Source organism: Pseudomonas sp. Irchel s3f19 (genome assembly GCF_900187555.1).
GTDB lineage: Bacteria > Pseudomonadota > Gammaproteobacteria > Pseudomonadales > Pseudomonadaceae > Aquipseudomonas > Aquipseudomonas capeferrum.
The window spans coordinates 132,961-150,965 of sequence record NZ_FYDW01000008.1 but is presented as its reverse complement, the minus strand read 5'-3'; the positions used below and the strand labels follow the sequence as shown (position 1 = coordinate 150,965).

Below are 18,005 nucleotides of genomic sequence, written 5' to 3'. Positions count from 1 at the left end.
CACAGGGGTTTAGCGTGCCGCCATGGGGCAGGAGCGGGTAAACCCGCTCCTGCACTGGTCAGCTCCCTGCGTAACCAACCGACTTCGCCGCCATCCGATTACGTTTCACGAAGTAGGCCGCCACCACCACCAGTGAGGTCACCGTGGTAAACCAGAACTGAAAGCGCGACCCTGGGTCGAAGGCCTGGGTGACAATCACGGCCAGCAGCGCGAACAGCGCAACGATATTGGCGTAAGGGAAGAACCACGCCCGGAACGCCGTGGGGTCGACCGCTTCATGCCGGGTTTTCCAGCGCATGGCAAAGTGGGCGATGATGATGAAGATCCACACGATCATCACGAACGTGCCGCTGCTTTTGGCCAGGGTCATGAACAGGTCGCCGCCGCTGACAAAGTGCACCGTCAGGATCAACAGGCAGATGCTCAGGCTCAGCAGCAGGGCGTTGAGCGGCACCCCTTTGGAGGTGGTGCGGGAGAACAGCTTCGGCGCGTGGCCACGCTGGCTCAACGAGAACAGCATGCGCGAGTTGGAAAACATGAACGAGTTCATCACCGACATGAACGAGATGAACAACACGATCTTCATGGCCACCGCCGCGCCACTGAACCCGGCCAGGCTGAACAATGACACATACGGCGAAGCCAGGTTTTCAGTGTCTGTCCAGGGCAGGCACAGAATCAGAATCGACACCGAACCGACATAGAACAGCATCACCCGCAAAATCACGCTCTTGATTGCCCTGATGACGTTCTGCCGCGGGTTTTCCGATTCGCCGGCCGCAACGGCTGCAATTTCACTGCCGCCCAGCGAGAAGATCACCACCACCACGCCCGCCATCACCGGCGACAGGCCATTGGGCATGAAGCCATCGTGCGCCGTCAGGTTGACCCAGCCAGGGGAGGGGATGTTGCTGTGCAGGCCGAGCAGTATCGAAACACCCAGCACCATGAAGATGAGAATGGTGGCGACCTTCATCGCGGCCAGCCAGTACTCCACTTCAGCGAACGATTTGACCGAGTAGGCGTTGCTGGCCATCAAGGTGACCAGCATGATGAAGGCGCCCGCCCAGATCGGTAGCCACGGCAGAAAGTCGTTGAGGATGGCGCCTAGCAGCACCGCCTCCAGGGTGATGGTCAGCATCGATTTGAGCCAGTACAGCCAGCCGACGGCAAAACCCGCCCATTCGCCGAGGTAGGTATTGGCATAGGTCGAGAACGAGCCGGCGTCCGGGTTGCGACAGGCCATCTCGCCGAGCATGAACATCACCAAGGTGACCACGATGCCGCCGATGAAATATGACAGGATCGCGGCCGGCCCCGCCGAGGCAATCAACTTGCCCGACCCCATGAACAGCCCCGCGCCTATCACCCCGCCTAGCGCAATCATGGTGATGTGCCGTTGTTTCAGGCTTTGCTTCAGACTGTTGGATTGCATTTCCTTGTCCTCTCTTATTATCGGGGAGGAATTGGCAACGTTCGTGCAGCGCAAGGCTTGCCACCGCAAAAATAGTCACCCCCCACACACAGGCGTCGTCGTGCGCCTGCGTCCACGCCCTGCAGCCTTTTATTCAGGCAATAGCTGTCAGGCTGGCCACCTTGGGCAATGCGGCCGTCTATCTCAAGCGAATTCTGCGCACAACATCCTGCGTTTTTTTCCTGAGGGCGTGCTTTCTGCTGTGCAATGTTGTCCCTTCAAGGGGACATGTCTGTTTCTCACACCGCTTACAGTCCGCTGCATATCCGAAATGGCTCAGGCCAAAAAAAGCATAACAATCCGGAGATGCAGTGCGATGCACACACCACTCGCAGAGCCTCGTCGCTCTATCTATTTCGATTACCAGGTTTTCCCTGCCCACACCGCCAGCGTGAATGCCCAGGTGCAGCATCACCCTGTGGTGATCGTCGGCGCTGGGCCCATTGGCCTGACCACGGCCCTGGACCTGGCCCGCTACGGCATCCCCTCGATCGTGCTGGAAGCCGAACGGCAGGTCAGCGAAGGCAGCCGGGCGATCGTGTTCACCCGTCGATCACTGGAGATTCTGCAGCAGGTCGGCATCTCCGAGCGTGTCACCTCAGCGGGCCTGCCCTGGCGCTTTGGCAATTCCTACTACCGCAATCAGCGGGTATTTCGCATGGAGGCGCCGCACGACCCCGATGACCGTTTTGCGCCCATGACCAACTTGCAACAGCCTTGCCTGGAGCAGTTTCTGGTCGATGCCTGCCACGCCAACCCGATGATCGAGCTGCGCTGGGGCAACCGGGTCAAGGCGCTGGCCCAGGCAGAAGACCGCGCGACACTGGAGGTGGATACCCCCGCGGGTGAGTACACCCTGCAAGCCAGCTGGGTGGTTGCCGCAGATGGGGCGCGTTCGGCCATTCGCACGCTGCTTGGGCTGCAACTGGAAGGTGCTTCATACGAAGGCCGTTTTGTAATCGCCGACATCAAGATCGACCTAGACCTGCCCACTGAGCGCCTGGCGTACTTCGACCCGCACTGGAACCCGGGCAATACCGTGCTCATGCACCGCGAGCCAGGCAATATCTGGCGCATCGACTATCAACTGGCACGGGGTGAAACGCCCGAACAGGCCTTGTCGGCTGACTCCCTGCGCGAGCGTATCAATGCCCAGTTGGGCATCGTCGGGGTAGCGAACCCGCAGTGGGAGCTGGACTGGTGCTCGGTGTACTCGGCGCGCGCATTGACACTGTCCGATTACCTGCATACTCGGGTGATATTCACCGGCGATGCCGCGCATTTGCTGCCCATTTTTGGCGTGCGCGGTGCCAACACCGGTTTCCAGGACTGTCACGGCCTGGGCTGGAAGCTGGCGCTGACCCTCAAGGGTATTGCCGGCCCGGGGCTGCTGGCCTCGTATAGCGCGGAGCGGGTAGGGGCCGCGCGCGAGATCATTGCCGAAGCGGGGAAGAGCACCCGTTTCATGACGCCGCCCAGTGCGGGTTATCGCCTGTTGCGCGATGCCGTACTGTCGTTGTCACTGACCCAGGCGTTCGTCCGCCCGCTGTACCACTGGCGCACTTCGCGGCCACATGACTATGTGGACTCTGCACTCAACTGCAAGCATGACGACAATTCACGCTTCAGCTGCGGGCCGCACCAGGGCGCGCCGCTGCTGAACGTGCGGCTCGGCGATGACCAGTTCCTGTTCGACAGGCTAGGGGCGTCGTTCTGCCTGCTGTATTTCACTGATGCCGTTGAAGTGCCGAGCGATATTCAAGCGCAGGCGCAAAGCCTGCGCGACCAAGGCGTGCCATTGCAGTTGCTGGCTGTCGTGGGTAATCGGCAAGGCGAGGTCCGGGGCGCAGACGGGGTGATCGACGACCCTGGCGGCCACCTGCGCAACAAATATGGTGCGTCGGCGGGCGGTGCTTACCTGATGCGCCCGGACCAGCACGTTTGCGCGCGCTGGCATCACCTCAATGGGCAGGCTTTGCGTGATGCCGTCGAAACCGCTTTGGGCAATGAGTGAGAACCCTATGGAACACAAGCAATTGACCATCAGCGACATTGAGACCCTCTACGACCAGCTAGCGGATGCCCTTGACCACATCGAAGAGGGCAAACGCGAGCTGTTTCTGGTGAAACTGGCGCTGCTCAGCGCCCAGGCGCTTGGCGACGCAGAGCAGTTTCTGGCGCTGACGCGCACGGCGTTGCTGGACCTGTAATCAGCCCCTGGCTTTCGTGCATTTGCCGCCGGTTTATCTGTTCGAGCCGGCGAGCCTTCCTATAACAATAATCAGGAAGTTCCCCATGACACGCAGTCCTATCGCCAGCGCGACCACCCCGACGGTGGCCGGTGTTGACGACCGCTATCAGCACGTGTGTAAAAAGATCTCGAAAAGGCTGATCGGCTTTTTGTTTGCCTGCTTCGTACTGTCGTTTCTGGATCGCATCAATATCGGTTTCGCCGGCCTGACCATGATGGGCGACCTGGGCCTCACGGGCACTCAGTTTGGCCTGGCCAGTACCTTCTTCTATGTCGCATACATCGCCTGTGGCATACCCAGCAACATGGCCCTGTCGCGTATCGGGGCCCGTCGCTGGATCGGCAGCCTGATGATTGCCTGGGGGCTGGCGTCTACCTGCACGCTGTTTGCGACCGATGCCACCTCGCTTTACCTGTTGCGGATTCTGGTGGGTGTGACCGAAGCGGGGTTCTTGCCTGGCGTGTTGCTGTACCTGACCTTCTGGTTTCCTTCGGCTTACCGGGCCCGCGCCAACGCGCTGTTCATGATCGCCATGCCATTTACCGCCGGGTTCAGCGCTGCGCTGTCGGGGCTGATTCTGGGCCTGGATGGCATCTGGGGGCTGAAGGGCTGGCAATGGCTGTTCCTGCTCGAAGGCTTGCCCTCGGTGCTGATGGGCTGCGTGGTGTTCGGTTATCTGGATGACCGCCCGCAACAGGCGAAGTGGTTGGATGGCGAAGAACAGGCGCTACTGCAGCGCGCACTGCAAGCGGACCGCGCTGCCTGCACGGCAACTGCGACACAGCCTGCCCGCAGCGTGTGGCGCGAACTGGCCTCGCCGCGCATCCTGCTGTTCTGCCTGGTCTACTTTTGCCTGGTCAACACCTTGGCAATGATTGCGGTATGGACGCCGTTGATCGTCAAAAGCTTCAACAGCGCCAGCAGTAACCAGGCGATCGGCTTTCTGGCGGCCATCCCGCAGATCTGCACCATTGTCCTGATGATCGTCTGGGGCCTGCATTCGGACCGCACCCGCGAGCGCCGGTGGCACTTGGTGCTGCCCATGCTGATGGCTGCGGCTGGCTGGGTGCTCACTGCGCTGTCGAGCTATCCGGCGGTGCAATTGCTGGGGGTGTGCATGGCGGCCAGCGGCTCTTACAGCGCTATGTCGATTTTCTGGACAACGCCCGACCAGGTGCTGAGTTTCAGTGCCCGTGCGGTGGGTATCGCGGTGATCAACGCCATGGGCAATATCGGCTCGGCAGTCAACCCGCTGGTGGTCGGCTGGCTGAAGGACCTGACGTCCAGTTTCAGCGCAGGTTTCGCCTATGCTGCCCTGCTGCTGGTCCTCGGCGCACTGCTGGCCCTGCGCCTGCCCATAGCGCCGCCAGAGCCCGGGCGCTGAAGGGTGATAGAGTGTCGGGTAGCCGTAGTAGGCAATAACCACAAAACCTGCGCCCGACACGTCGAGAGAAACCGCTATGCAGTACTGGCCCTTGCGCCCCGGCAGTAGTGAACACCGCTTCAATATCGCTCACACCGCCAATCTGTTCGCCAGGGTGGGCCAGAACCGCAGCAAGTTCCTCGCAGCGGATTTGCTGCAGGTGATCGGCTCGGGCGTGCCGTTGGCCCAATGCACGATCTTCGCTTATCCGCAGCGGCGCAACGCCGAGGTGTTCTCGTTTGCGGACCGGGCGCGCGAAGTCTCGCTGCCGGCGATCTCCCACAAATATGTGCAACGCTTCTTCGGCCTGGATGGCAACCAGCAGGTGATGAGCCAAAGCCACTGCGTCACCAACACCATCGTGCAACGCCAGTCAGCTGACGACATCACGCACCCCGAGTACCGGCGCATCTGCTATGAGCAGCCACAGATTGCCGAGCGGGTAGCCTTGCTGACCCACTGTGAAAGCAACCGCTGGTTGTCGGTGAACTTCTACCGCGGCCGCGAGCACGGGCGCTTCTCGGCGCAGGAAATGAACTACCTGGAAGCCCTGGCGCCGTTGCTGATCCAGGCCGTGCGCCTGCATTACCATGCGCACCTGCAAGCCAATGAGCTGCCCTTGCTTTTGGCCGAGCGGGTAATCAAGCAGCAGCATGTGGCGCTGACCTTGCGTGAACAAACGCTGTTGCGCCTGATGCTGAGCGGCCTTGCAGTGGAAGACATTGCCGAGCATCTGGGGGTTCGCCCCGTCAGCGCCGCGACGTATGTGAAACGGCTATACCGCAAACTGGGTGTCAACGGTTTGCGTGAGCTGTTTGGCTTGACCACGCAGGCCCAGTGGGCGCTATCCTGAATGCCTGCACCCTTGGGGCATCTATCATGCGCAGGTTGATGGTGTTGCTCGCGATCACGGCGATTGCGGGTTGTCAGGCGCCAATGCCGGCTGCCGATCCGCAGATGGCCTGGGTCGACTTCTCGGTGCCGTTTCCCAACGACAGGTTGTTGATGGCTGAACGCCTGGACCAGCAACGCCTGCGCGACGGCCGGTTTTTTCAGGTCAGCCCCGGCGGCCATGAGCTGACCGTCAGGTTCGACTACGAAGCAAGCGGGGGTTCGGGCATGAGCATGATGGGGGGCTCCACAGTGCGCGAGTGCTACCTGACGCTCAACTACCCGCATTTCAAAGCCGGCCAGCGCTATGTGCTGGAGGCGCGTTCCATGGCCTTGACGCCCGAGGCGCGGCTATACGATGCCAAGGGGGCGATCGTTGCCGAGGTCAGCGCGTATTATTGCCTTATGTGAGTGATGTTCAAACAATGAATCGTCCGCTGTTCGTTTCTCTGGATGGGCCCAAGGGCACTGGCAAGACCACACTGCTTGAGGCCATTACAAAAGTACTGAGGGCAGGCAACAACAAGGTGGTCCGGCTTTGCGAGCGCAATAACGACCCCAACAGGGGTGCAACAATGGCGCTGGTCAACCAACTGGTCAGAAACCCCAGCCGGGAGCTGGAAATGGGGGTTTGCGAGCGCCTGGCCGATAGCCGTAGCTGGATTTCACAGCATGTGCTGCCCAGACAGCCCCAGGGCAGCATCATCCTGATCGACCGCTGGTACCCGTCGGATGCCGCGTTTCGCCGGATAGTCCCGTTTGCAGACATTCTGCGCCTGAATATCGAGCGCAATGTGCGCGTGCCAGACCTGCATGTCGGGGTGGTCACCGACCCTGAAATCTCATGGGCCAGGGCAGCGGCGCGGTCGCGCGGGCTGGGCAGTACCGTGATGTTCAACCTGCATGAGCAGGTTGCCAGTACCCAGGCGTTCGAGCGAGCGGTTGCGGAGCAGGGGTGGGTGTTGTGCCGCAATGAGGGCACGGTCGAGGAGGCGACGATGCAGGTGGTTGCCGAGATTTATAAGGTGTTGCGAGGCCAATAGGGGACCGCACATAAAGAAAACCCGACAACGCAGGCAAGGGAGCTTCTACCGCAATGATTGATCACTTGGATCATCTGGTACTGACCACCACTGATGTCGACGCTTGCAAAGATTTCTACGTCCGTGTTCTGGGGATGCGTTTGCAGACCTTTGGGGCAGGCCGCCTTGCGTTCTGTTTCGGCAATCAAAAGATCAACGTCCATGTTCGCGGGCATGAGTTCGAGCCAAAGGCCCACCTGCCGGTGCCGGGGGCCTTGGACGTGTGCTTGATCGCCAGTGTCGGGCTCGAGCAAGTGGTCGCACACCTCGAGGCTCAGAACTGGCCCATTGTCGAAGGGCCTGTTCAGCGGACCGGGGCGACCGGGCCTATCCTCTCGGTCTATGTGCGCGACCCTGATCTCAATCTGATCGAAATTTCCGAACAGCTGTGACTTGGCGGTTCAGGGCTTTCAGTACCGGTGGTGAAACTACCTACTCAAGGCAGGAGGAACGGCTGTTCTTTTAGTGCACCCATGAGAAGGCATCATGTCGTTGGGGTGGGCATCATGTGTGTACTGAATAACAGGAGCCAGACATGGCTATTCTCTACATGGCCGAGCCCGGCAGTGCTGCTCAATGGCGTCAGGCTTTTCATGAAAGTGCCCCCGAACTTGAGTTTCGCGAATGGCCCGAGGTGGGCGATGCGCGCGACATCGAGTATCTGATTGCCTGGAAAGCGATGCCGAGGCTGATGGCGCAGTTCCCAAACCTCAGCGTGCTGTACTCGGCAGGCGCCGGCGTCGATCAGTTCGACCTGTCTGAGCTACCCGAGCACGTTTCGCTGGTCAGGCTGGTGGATGGCGCCATGGCCGACATCATGGCCGAGTACGTGACCTTTGCCGTGCTGGCCTTGCACCGTGACATCCTCACTTACCAGAACAGTCAGCGCGAGCGCCGCTGGGCGCCTTTGCCGATCATCCCTGCGTGCGAGCGGCGTGTGGGTGTGATGGGGCTGGGGAACCTCGGGCAGGTAGCCCTGCAGCGGTTGCAGCCACTGGGCTTCCAGCTGAATGCATGGAGCCGCTCGCCCAAAGCGGTCGCGGGTGCGCGTTGCTACGTGGGCAATGAGCAATTGCATGCATTTCTAGGCCAATGCGACATCCTGATCAATCTGTTGCCTCTGACACCCGAAACGACGGGCATATTGAACGCGACCACGCTCGATGCGCTGCCCACAGGGGCAGGTGTGGTGAACGTGGGGCGGGGTGCTCATGTTATCGAGCAGGATCTGTTGGCGGCGCTTGATACCGGCAAGGTCGCAGGCGCGGTGCTGGACGTGCTTGATCAGGAGCCTCCCTTGCCCGACCACCCGTTCTGGCGGCACCCGCGGGTGTTGCTGACCCCGCATATCGCCAGCAATGTTCAGGTCAAGGGCGCTGTTGATGTCATCGTGCGAAACCTTCACCGCGCGCGCAGCGGCCTGCCCTTGCTGAACACGGTGCATCGCGGCAAGGGGTACTGAGGCGTTGCGATTTGATCCTGCCTGAAGAAGCATGAAAAGCCTGTTTCTTCCTATTCCGAGTTGGTAGAGCCTCATCCGCGCTCGGCTTACAGTAGTTAACGCCCACCGCTCTACCCTGGGGAGTCCCCGTAGGGCCGTTGCGTTTCCGTGCTGATGATCGAGACCAGGCTTCTCCCAATGACAAAAAACAACCCTATCCCTTTCGACCTCAACCTCCTGATGACCCTGCGCGCCAAGCTTGAGGCGCAAACCTCGGCGGAGGTTCGATTCGACGCCGCCACCCGCGCCATCTACGCCTCCGAGGCCTCAAACTATCGTCAGCTGCCGATAGGCATTGTCATTCCCAAAACCGTCGACGATATCGTGACCACGGTACGCCTCTGCAAAGAGGCCGGCATGCCGATATTGCCGCGTGGCGCGGGTACCTCCATGTGCGGCCAGGCGGTGAACGCGGCGGTTGTGATCGATGCCTCCAAATACCTTCACGCTGTTCATGAGATCGACCCTGCAAGGCGCCTGGCCAGGGTGCAGCCGGGTGTGATCTGCGATCAGCTCAAAAGCGAGGCGGCCAAGGTGGGGCTGACCTTCGGCCCGGACCCTGCAACCCATAGCCGCTGCACGCTGGGCGGCATGATCGGCAACAACTCCTGTGGCGCTCACTCGGTGATGGCCGGCAAGACAGTCGAAAACGTCGAGCGCCTGGAAATTCTGACCTATGACGGTGAGCGTTTCTGGGTCGGGCCTACCGACGAGGCCGCCTACCAGGAACACATCAAGGCCGGTGGGCGGCGTGCCGAGATCGTGCAGGCATTGAAAGCGCTGGTCGATCGCAACGAGGCACACATTCGCCAGGGGTTCCCCAAGCTCAAACGTCGCGTGTCGGGCTACAACCTCGATCAGTTGCTGCCTGAAAACGGCTTCAACATTGCACGCGCGCTGGTGGGCGTCGAAGGCACCTGCGTCACCGTCCTGCAGGCTGAGACGATTCTGGTGAAGAACCCGACTCACCGCGTGCTGGTGGTGCTGGGCTATGACGAGATCTATTACGCAGCCGACTCCGTACCGCAGTTGCTGCCGCTCAACCCAATCGCAATGGAAGGGTTGGATGATGGCATCATCGATGGGCTCAAAGAACGCGGCATGAAGCTTGCCGATATCGCTGAGCTTCCGGCTGGCAACGCCTGGTTGATGATCGAGTTCGGTGCTCTGTCGACTGAGCAAGCGATTGCCTTCGCCCAGAAGGCCGTGGACATCGCGCCTGAGTTGCCGGGCAGCCCAAGTGTGCGGCTGGTGACCGATGCAGGTTTGATGAATCGAATCTGGACGATCCGAGAGACGGGCGCCTCGGCGACCTCGCTGGGGCTGGACCCGAACGCGCCTGATCCTGTCGTAGGGTGGGAGGATGCAGCGGTCGAGCCCGAGCACCTTGGCCAGTACCTTCGCGAGTTCAAGCGCCTGGTCAGCAGCTACGGCTACAAGACCAACCTCTACGGGCACTTTGGTGATGGCTGTATCCACTCGCGCATTACCTTCGACCTGAAATCCCAGGACGGCCTGGATAACTGGCGAGCATTCCTGGAGGAGGCGGCTCACCTGGTCGTGCGCTACGGCGGTTCGTTGTCGGGCGAGCATGGTGATGGCCAGGCCAAGGGGGAATACCTGCGGATCATGTACTCCACCGAGATCATGAATGCCTTTGCCGAATTCAAGGCGATCTGGGACCCGCTGAACAAGATGAACCCAGGCAAGCTGATCCATGCCATGCCGGTCGATGCCAACCTGCGGTTGGGCCCGGACTATGAGCGCCGCGAAATCCCCAGCCAGTTCACCTACGATGCACGCCTCGGTGACAAGGGCCTGGCGCGCGAGGCCGAGCGCTGCATCGGGATGGGTAAATGCCGCTCGCTCGAAGGCGGCACCATGTGCCCAAGCTTCAGGGCGACCCGCGAAGAGAAGTACTCCACCCGCGGCCGTGCACGTTTGTTTTTCGAGCTGTTGAAGGGCGAGGTGATCGAAGGTGCCTGGCAGAACGAGGAGGTCAAGGACTCCCTGGATCTGTGCCTGAGCTGCAAGGGCTGCAAGACGGACTGCCCGACCAATGTGAACATCGCCCGCTACAAGACCGAGTTCCTTAGCCGCTATTACAGCCACAAGCCGCGCCCGGTGATGGACGCCATGATCGGGCGCATCGGCGCATGGCTGCCGCATGCCACCAAGCTGTCACCCGTACTCAACTACGCCATGGGTAACCCGCTGGTGCGTACGGCGGGTGCTTATTTCGGGCTGGCGCGTGAAGCCAAGTTCCCAAAGGTCGCCTCGCAGAGTTTCCGTAGCAGCGCTACGGCCAGGCGTATCCTGAAAAATGAGCGTGTGCGTGCCGGTACAGAGGTGCTGTTGTGGGTGGACAGCTTCAATAATGGCTTCACGCCCAACGTGCTCGAAGCGGGTGTAACCGTACTTGAGGCGCTTGGGTTTAGCGTAAAACTGATGAAGCGCCATGTGTGCTGCGGCCGGCCTTATTACGACGTGGGCATGATCGATCAGGCCAAGTCGAACCTTGAGCAGATCCTTGCCCAGTTGGCGCCGGTGCTCGAAGAGGGGCTTCCAGTCATCGTCCTTGAGCCCAGTTGCTTGTCGGTGTTCCGCGACGAAATGCCGGGCCTGTACCCGACGGACCCGCGCGCCAAAAAGCTCGAGAAGTCGATCATGACCTTGAGTGAGTTCATCGAGCAGCGTGGTCTGCAGTTGCCTTCGATCAACGAAGACGTGCGCATACATGGGCATTGCCACCAGAAGTCCTGCGGCGGGATGGCTGGGGAGCAGGGCGTTCTTGAAAAGCTGGGCGGCCAGGGCCAGGTGATTGCTGCGGGGTGCTGCGGCGTGGCGGGTGCATACGCTTACCATAGCAAGACGGCTCCGATTGCGAAGATCATCGGTGAGAATGAGTTCAAACCTCACATCGACAAGATCCCGCAGCAGGCGGCGGTCGTTGCCGATGGCTTCAGTTGCCGCGGGCAGATCCGCAACGTGAGTGGCAGAGAAGCCATGCACCTGGCCGAGTACCTTGCGAAAATTCTGGGTTAGTTGCACGCAGCGCAGCATTCTCCAGTATCTGGCTGCTAAGGTCGTTGCAAACCTGGCAGCCATCGAGTGCTGTCGAGTGGTTATTACTAAGTGGGATTGATAGGTCATGAAGCTCGACGCAGCGATAGGTAACACTGTGCTTCGCGAGGCCACTGTGGTGGCCGGTGAAACAGCCATGGATCGCGAAATCACCTGGGTTCACATCGTCGATCACCCCGAGATCACCAATTGGTTGAAGCCTGGCGAGCTTCTGTTGACCACCGGCTACAACTGGCCAGTAGACGACGAAGAGTGCCGTGTGATGGTGCGCCGGCTGAGTGAAATCGGTTTGACGGGGGTGGTACTGGCTGTTCCGCATTTTCGCGAGCATTTCACCCAGGCCGCCATTGACGAAGCGAACCGCTGCGACTTGCCACTGCTCGAGTTGCCGTGGGAGATCCAGTTCAGCGAGATCATGCACGATGTACTGGCCCGGATCATCAACATCCAGGCCGAGACCATTCGCCGCTCAGACCATATCCATCGCACGTTGACCGAGGCTGCCTTGGAAGGCAACAACCTGGAAGGCTTGGCCAAGGCGCTGAAATCCGCCCTGGACAAGCATGCAACCGTGGTCTCTGCGGATGGTACTGTTCTGGGGGCCTCCGACCCCGCGGTCGACGCGCTGGCCGAGCGCGCACTGATCAAGAAAATCACCGAACTGGATTCGCTCACGGGCTGTTTCGATACCACCACGGCAAAAGTCGTGACGCAGGGCGTGCAGCGCCCCAGGCTGGGCGGTGCCATCAGGCTTCGTGGAGAAGTGGTGGGCATTGTCTGGCTGCACGGCGAAGAAGGGGCGTTTGAGGAGCTGGAGTCTCGAGCGCTCGAACACGCCTCGGTGATTGCGGCGTTGCACCTTGCCTACCAGCGCCAGTTGTCCGACCAGGAGACTCGCTTAGGTTATGCATTCGTCGCTGGGTTGCTGGAGGGCAAGTTCTCTGCCACGCCAAGTGCCATAGAGCGGGCGCAAGTGTCGGGATGGGGCGAAAACAGGGACTACCGGGTTTGTCTGGTGTTGTTGAATGAACCTATCCCGTTGTCGGTGGAAGGCTTCAACCGACGCTCGCGAATTGCCGAGCGTATTGCCCAGTCGATGCAGGGCATGGGCATCGCGCCGCTCATGTCCGTCTCGCTGAACCAGGTCAGCTTCTTGCTCCCGGCAGAAAACGCCCCAGACGCCATCTGGAGGTCGGTACGCACAGAAGGTAGTGCGATGGCCGTCAGCCGCGTGCACAAGGGGGTGACGGGCATGGCTCAAGGGGCAGAGGACGTGCTGGCGCTGCTGCCTCTGCTCAAGCCCGGAAAGCTGCATGACTTCGACGAGGTGCTATTCCCTCGCGCCTTGATGGGGGACTCGGACGCCCGTCGCTTGCTGATGGAAAAGCTGATCGAGCCGCTCGGCAACCCCAAGCGCGGCAATGCCCTGATAGACACCGTACTGACCTTGGCCAGAGAAGGCTTTCAACTACTCAATACGGCAAAGGCACTGGATATTCATATCAGTACGCTGCGGTACCGGGTCGAGCGGATCGAGTCGATGCTGAATATCTCGCTCGACAATCCAGACGACAAGTTCAAATTGCAGGTAGCGGCTCAGATGTACGTGTTGGCAACGGATGATAAGTAAAAGCGTTGAATTGGCTTTTCCTGCTTTAAGCAGGATTAGTTTGCGCGCGCTTCCTACTTCATGGTTGTAGTTGGAGGGAAGGGCAGTGGTTAGCATTAAAACACTGACACATAAAGGTGAATGCTATGTCCTCTCAACAAAAATTGTCTGTATCGGCGCGTGCCCAGCATGTTTCCAACGGTGTTGCAGTTGCTCACCCCATTACGGTGAGCCGCGCTGCGGGTGCCTACCTATGGGATGATCAAGGTAAGAAATACCTGGATTTCGTGGGTGGCATAGGCGTGTTGAACGTGGGGCACAATCACCCGCGTGTGGTCGAAGCGGTACGCAAGCAGTTGGACACCTTCTCGCATATCTGCTTCCAGGTTGCGGCTTACGACCAATATACCGATCTGGCTGCCAAGCTGAATAACCTGGTTGGCGGCCCAGAGCACTACAAGTCGGTGTTCCTGACCACCGGTGCCGAAGCGGTCGAGAACGCCATCAAGATCGCGCGGGGCTACACCAACCGCCCAGGTGTGATCGCATTCCGCGGCGGTTTCCACGGCCGTACCTTGATGGGCATGACCCTGACCGGCATGAGCCAGCCGTACCGCCAGAACTTCGGCCCTTACGCGCCGGACATCTACCACACCCCGTACCCGAACGAATACCGAGGCATCACCACCGAGAAAGCGCTGGTGGCCCTGCAGGAGGTGTTCGACACGCAGATCGCTGCTGATCGTGTTGCGGCAATCATCATCGAGCCAGTACAGGGTGACGGTGGCTTTATCGCAGCGCCCGTCGAGTTCATGCGTGCACTGCGCAAGAAAACCGAAGAACTGGGCATCGTGCTGATCTGCGATGAAATCCAGACCGGCTTTGGCCGTACCGGCAAAATGTTCGGCTTCGAGCACGCCGGCATCCAGCCTGACCTGGTAACCGTTGCCAAGAGCCTGGCCGGCGGCTTGCCGATCTCGGGCGTTGTCGGCCGTGCCCGAATCATGGATGCCCCGCAGCCAGGCGGCCTGGGCGGCACCTACGGTGGCAACCCACTGGGCTGCGCCGCTGCCCTGGAAGTGATCAAGATCTTCGAGTCCGAGAACCTGACCGAGCGTAGCCGCGCTATTGGTGCGCAACTGCTGGAAGGCTTCAAGCAACTTGAGGGCCGTTTCAACAGCATCGGCCACGTACGCGCCATTGGTGCCATGGCAGCGGTCGAGTTCGTTTCCAATCGCGACAGCAAAGAGCCGGATGCGGCGATGGCGCAGCGCGTGATTGACGCTGCCCGTGAAGAGGGCCTGCTGCTCATCAAATGTGGTGTGTACCGCAACGTGGTTCGCTTTATCTGCCCGTTGGTGATCACTGAGCAGGACGTTGCCAAGGCACTTGGCATGTTCGAGCGTGCACTGGTTGCCGCACAAGCCTGAGTCCGACTGCTTGCCGGTGCAGGGATCGAACGGATCATTCTGTTCACGTTCACCGACTTGAACTTGCCCCCTCCCTGCAGGGGGCTATCACACCGCAAGTTAATCAAACAGCGTGCCGGGAAGGGGGTTGGCGGCTTCTCGCGCGTCAATGTTTCCCGTCAATTAATAGAGGTGCCTCGATGATGAATACAAGTATAAGTATCGATAAACCGAACACCCATGACAGCCAACTCAAGGCGGGCTTGAAGTCTCGGCATCTGACAATGATGTCGATCGCAGGGGTCATTGGTGGCTCCTTGTTCGTAGGGTCGGGGAGTATCATTCACAGCGCGGGGCCAGCCGCCGTTCTGGCCTTTCTGGTTGGCGGCATTCTGATGATGCTGATCATGCGAATGCTGGGGGAAATGGCAACGTCATCGCCAGACACTGGGTCATTCTCGACCTACGCCGACCGCGCCATTGGTCGCTGGGCCGGTTTTACCATTGGGTGGCTGTACTGGGGTTACTGGGTCAGCCTGATGGCGTGGGAAGCATACGTTGCCGGAAAAATACTCAACGGCTGGTTTCCATCGATCAGCATCAATGTCTTTGTGCTGGCAACGACCCTGGTTTTGCTCAGTATCAACTTCTTCAATGTGAAGAACTACGGTGAATTCGAGTTCTGGTTCGCCTTGATCAAAGTGGTGGCGATCTTCTGCTTCCTGATTGTGTGCGGCCTGGCCGTGACCAACCTCTGGACGCTAGGGGAGGTGAGCGGCATCAGTAATCTGACCGCGCATGGCTTTATGCCAAACGGCATAGACCCCGTCGTCGGCGCAATGCTCGGGGTGATGTTTGCATTCCTGGGGGCCGAGATTGCGACGATTGCAGCGTCAGAGTCTGCAAACCCCTCGCAGCAGATCATCAAGACGACGAAGTCGGTTGTCTGGCGCGTAGGGCTGTTTTACGTGGGGTCGATTTTCCTGATTGTGTGCCTGGTGCCGTGGAATGACCCCATGCTGGGCGTGTCGGGCTATGGCTCGTACCGCCGGACACTGGAGCTGCTTGGGGTGCCTGGCGCAGAAGTGCTGATGAACTTCGTGGTGCTGACCTCGGTGAGCAGTTGCCTGATTTCTGCGCACTACACCGCCTCGCGCATGCTCTTCTCCTTGGCCACCCGCGGTGACGCACCTGCGTTCTTCAAGTTCACCAAGGCCGGAACGGGCATCCCGGTCTACGCGATTATTGGCTCGTGCCTGGTGGCTGTGATTCTGGCACTGATCAACTTTAGTGAGGCGCTGCGGCCCAAGGATGTACTGGATACGCTGATGAACATGACCGGCACTATTGCACTGCTGGTTTACCTGGTCATCGCCTGCTCTCAACTGAAGATGCGACGCAAACTGGAACTCAAAGGCAGTGACATCCCGTTGAAGATGTGGCTGTTCCCTTGGCTGACCTGGGCGGTGATCGTGTTCATCGTGGTTTGCCTGGGGGTGATGTCGTTCATGCCTGACTACCAGGTGCTGGTGGTGTCTACGGGCAGTGCAGGGCTCGCGTTGGTGCTAATCGGAATCGTGCATCAGATTCGATGCAATCGCTTAAAGCGATAGTTACAGGGCACGCGCGGTGTCGCGGCCTGTCGGCTTAGTTGCCAAGACTGCTACTCAAATTGGGGGTTTTATGAGCTTTAAACTGCAGCGCGACGCGTTGATGGTTACCAAGAATTACATTGCGGGTGAGTGGCAGGATGCAGTATCGGGCGCCACCCTGCCGGTCAATAACCCGGCGACTGGGGAGCCTGTTGCCTGGGTTGCAAATAGCGATGAAAAAGATGCGGAAGCTGCCATTGACGCGGCAGCCGCCGCTTTTGAAGCTTGGCGCGCCACGCCCGCCAAACAACGCGCTGTCATTTTGAAACGCTGGAATGACCTGATCATGGCGAACGCCGAGGATCTGGGCAAAATCATTTCCTCTGAGCAAGGCAAACCCCTTGCGGAAGCCATTGGAGAAATCGCTTACGCCGCCAGTTATGTCGAGTGGTTTGCAGAAGAAGCGACCCGCGCAAACGGCGACATCATTCCTCAGGCGGTGCGTGGCCGTAAAATGACAGCCTACTGGGAGCCTGTGGGTATCGTTGCTGCCATCACGCCCTGGAACTTCCCCGCCGCGATGATTGCCCGGAAAATCGCGCCTGCACTGGCTGCCGGTTGTACCGTTGTGTGCAAGCCCGCAGCAGAAACCCCACTCACTGCGTTGGCCTTGGTCAAGCTTGCGCAAGAGGCGGGCGTGCCGGCAGGTGTTCTGAATATCGTCAACACCCTCTCGTCAAAGACCGTTGCCGATGTGTGGCTGGACGATGCGCGCGTTCGTAAAATCACCTTCACCGGCTCGACCCCCGTGGGTAAGCACCTTGCCCACGAATCCTCCCATACCCTGAAAAAACTGGCGTTGGAGCTGGGTGGTAACGCTCCGTTCATCGTGTTCGAAGATGCCGATGTCGATGCTGCGGTAGAAGGCTTGATGGTTGCCAAGTTCCGTAACGGCGGCCAAACCTGCGTGTGCCCCAACCGTGTCTACGTTCAGTCGAAGATCTACGGCAGGTTCCTGGAAAAACTGGCAGCCCGCGTAGCAGCCTTGGTCGTCGGCCCGGCGAGCGATCCGGCGTCGCAGATCGGCCCAATGATCAACGCCAAAGCCATCGCCAAAATCGAAGAGCATGTTAACGATGCCGTTGCCCGGGGCGCCCGAGTGCTGACCGGCGGCAAGCGCCTGTTAACCGAACAGCGCGCCGAGTCCACATACTACGCGCCAACCGTTCTGGCCGACGTAGACCGCGCTGCCAAGTGCTTCCATGAGGAAACCTTCGGGCCCGTCGCGCCGATCACTCAATTCGACACCGAGGAGGAAGTCATCAAGATGGCCAACGACTCGCCATTCGGGCTGGCAGCCTACTTCTATACCAACGACATGCGCCGTGTGCACCGCGTTACCGATGTGCTGGAGTGCGGCATTGTCGGAGTGAACGAAGGTGCGCTGGCTGCCGAAGCTGCGCCATTCGGCGGGGTGAAGGATTCGGGTTATGGCCGCGAAGGCTCCGTCCACGGCCTGGCGGAATACATGCACATCAAGTATGTGTGCCAGGGTGGCCTGGATTAATCCGCAAACGTGGCGCGTTAGTGTGTTCTGCGTTGGGCCTTCATTGCGAAGGCCTTAACCAGCTTGGTAAGTTGCAGAACTTTCGGTTTAGTGCTTTCGTCAAGTAATTGACCCATGCCGG

At 59.8% G+C, this 18,005-nt stretch carries 14 protein-coding genes; 13 read left to right on the top strand and 1 reads right to left on the bottom strand.

The features are described 5' to 3' along the window. Window positions 1-58: 58 nt before the first annotated feature. A complete protein-coding gene (locus CKW22_RS19015) occupies window positions 59-1,435 on the bottom strand; it encodes an amino acid permease (protein ID WP_033697791.1) in 1,377 nt (458 codons plus the stop codon). 355 nt (window positions 1,436-1,790) lie between these two features. On the opposite strand from CKW22_RS19015, the gene CKW22_RS19010 reads away from it, so the two are divergent. From CKW22_RS19010 to CKW22_RS18950, 13 genes are all read left to right on the top strand, one after another. Beyond that, window positions 1,791-3,488: an FAD-dependent monooxygenase gene (locus tag CKW22_RS19010; protein ID WP_047583703.1), complete on the top strand. Its 1,698-nt coding sequence runs from the start codon at window positions 1,791-1,793 to the stop codon at window positions 3,486-3,488. A 7-nt stretch (window positions 3,489-3,495) separates the two neighbouring features. Then, window positions 3,496-3,684: a hypothetical protein gene (locus tag CKW22_RS19005; protein WP_033697795.1), complete on the top strand. Its 189-nt coding sequence runs from the start codon at window positions 3,496-3,498 to the stop codon at window positions 3,682-3,684. Between the two features lie 85 nt (window positions 3,685-3,769). Next, entirely contained in the window at window positions 3,770-5,110 is a 1,341-nt protein-coding gene (locus tag CKW22_RS19000; RefSeq protein ID WP_047583704.1) for an MFS transporter, read from the top strand. A 76-nt stretch (window positions 5,111-5,186) separates the two neighbouring features. After that, window positions 5,187-6,002 (top strand): helix-turn-helix transcriptional regulator, encoded by an 816-nt coding sequence (locus tag CKW22_RS18995; RefSeq protein ID WP_050506052.1) that lies wholly within the window; start codon window positions 5,187-5,189, stop codon window positions 6,000-6,002. Window positions 6,003-6,028: 26 nt separating this feature from the next. Continuing rightward, window positions 6,029-6,451, top strand: coding sequence for a hypothetical protein (locus CKW22_RS18990; protein WP_047583705.1), 423 nt, complete (start codon window positions 6,029-6,031; stop codon window positions 6,449-6,451). Window positions 6,452-6,465: 14 nt separating this feature from the next. Continuing rightward, window positions 6,466-7,083 (top strand): dTMP kinase, encoded by a 618-nt coding sequence (locus CKW22_RS18985; RefSeq protein ID WP_047583706.1) that lies wholly within the window; start codon window positions 6,466-6,468, stop codon window positions 7,081-7,083. Between the two features lie 53 nt (window positions 7,084-7,136). Then, the gene (locus tag CKW22_RS18980; protein ID WP_033697802.1) at window positions 7,137-7,514 is read left to right on the top strand and encodes a VOC family protein; all 378 of its coding nucleotides are present in this window, start codon (window positions 7,137-7,139) and stop codon (window positions 7,512-7,514) included. 143 nt (window positions 7,515-7,657) lie between these two features. Beyond that, window positions 7,658-8,584 (top strand): glyoxylate/hydroxypyruvate reductase A, encoded by a 927-nt coding sequence (locus CKW22_RS18975; RefSeq protein WP_047583707.1) that lies wholly within the window; start codon window positions 7,658-7,660, stop codon window positions 8,582-8,584. A 177-nt stretch (window positions 8,585-8,761) separates the two neighbouring features. Next, window positions 8,762-11,668: an FAD-binding and (Fe-S)-binding domain-containing protein gene (locus CKW22_RS18970; RefSeq protein ID WP_095064751.1), complete on the top strand. Its 2,907-nt coding sequence runs from the start codon at window positions 8,762-8,764 to the stop codon at window positions 11,666-11,668. A 106-nt stretch (window positions 11,669-11,774) separates the two neighbouring features. Beyond that, a complete protein-coding gene (locus CKW22_RS18965; RefSeq protein ID WP_095064749.1) occupies window positions 11,775-13,337 on the top strand; it encodes a PucR family transcriptional regulator in 1,563 nt (520 codons plus the stop codon). A gap of 125 nt (window positions 13,338-13,462) precedes the next feature. After that, window positions 13,463-14,746: a 4-aminobutyrate--2-oxoglutarate transaminase gene (gene gabT, locus CKW22_RS18960; RefSeq protein WP_033697808.1), complete on the top strand. Its 1,284-nt coding sequence runs from the start codon at window positions 13,463-13,465 to the stop codon at window positions 14,744-14,746. Window positions 14,747-14,925: 179 nt separating this feature from the next. Further along, complete coding sequence (locus tag CKW22_RS18955; RefSeq protein ID WP_033697810.1) at window positions 14,926-16,338, top strand: amino acid permease; 1,413 nt, start codon at window positions 14,926-14,928, stop codon at window positions 16,336-16,338. Window positions 16,339-16,408: 70 nt separating this feature from the next. Next, complete coding sequence (locus CKW22_RS18950) at window positions 16,409-17,884, top strand: NAD-dependent succinate-semialdehyde dehydrogenase (protein ID WP_095064747.1); 1,476 nt, start codon at window positions 16,409-16,411, stop codon at window positions 17,882-17,884. The last annotated feature ends 121 nt before the right edge of the window (window positions 17,885-18,005 follow it).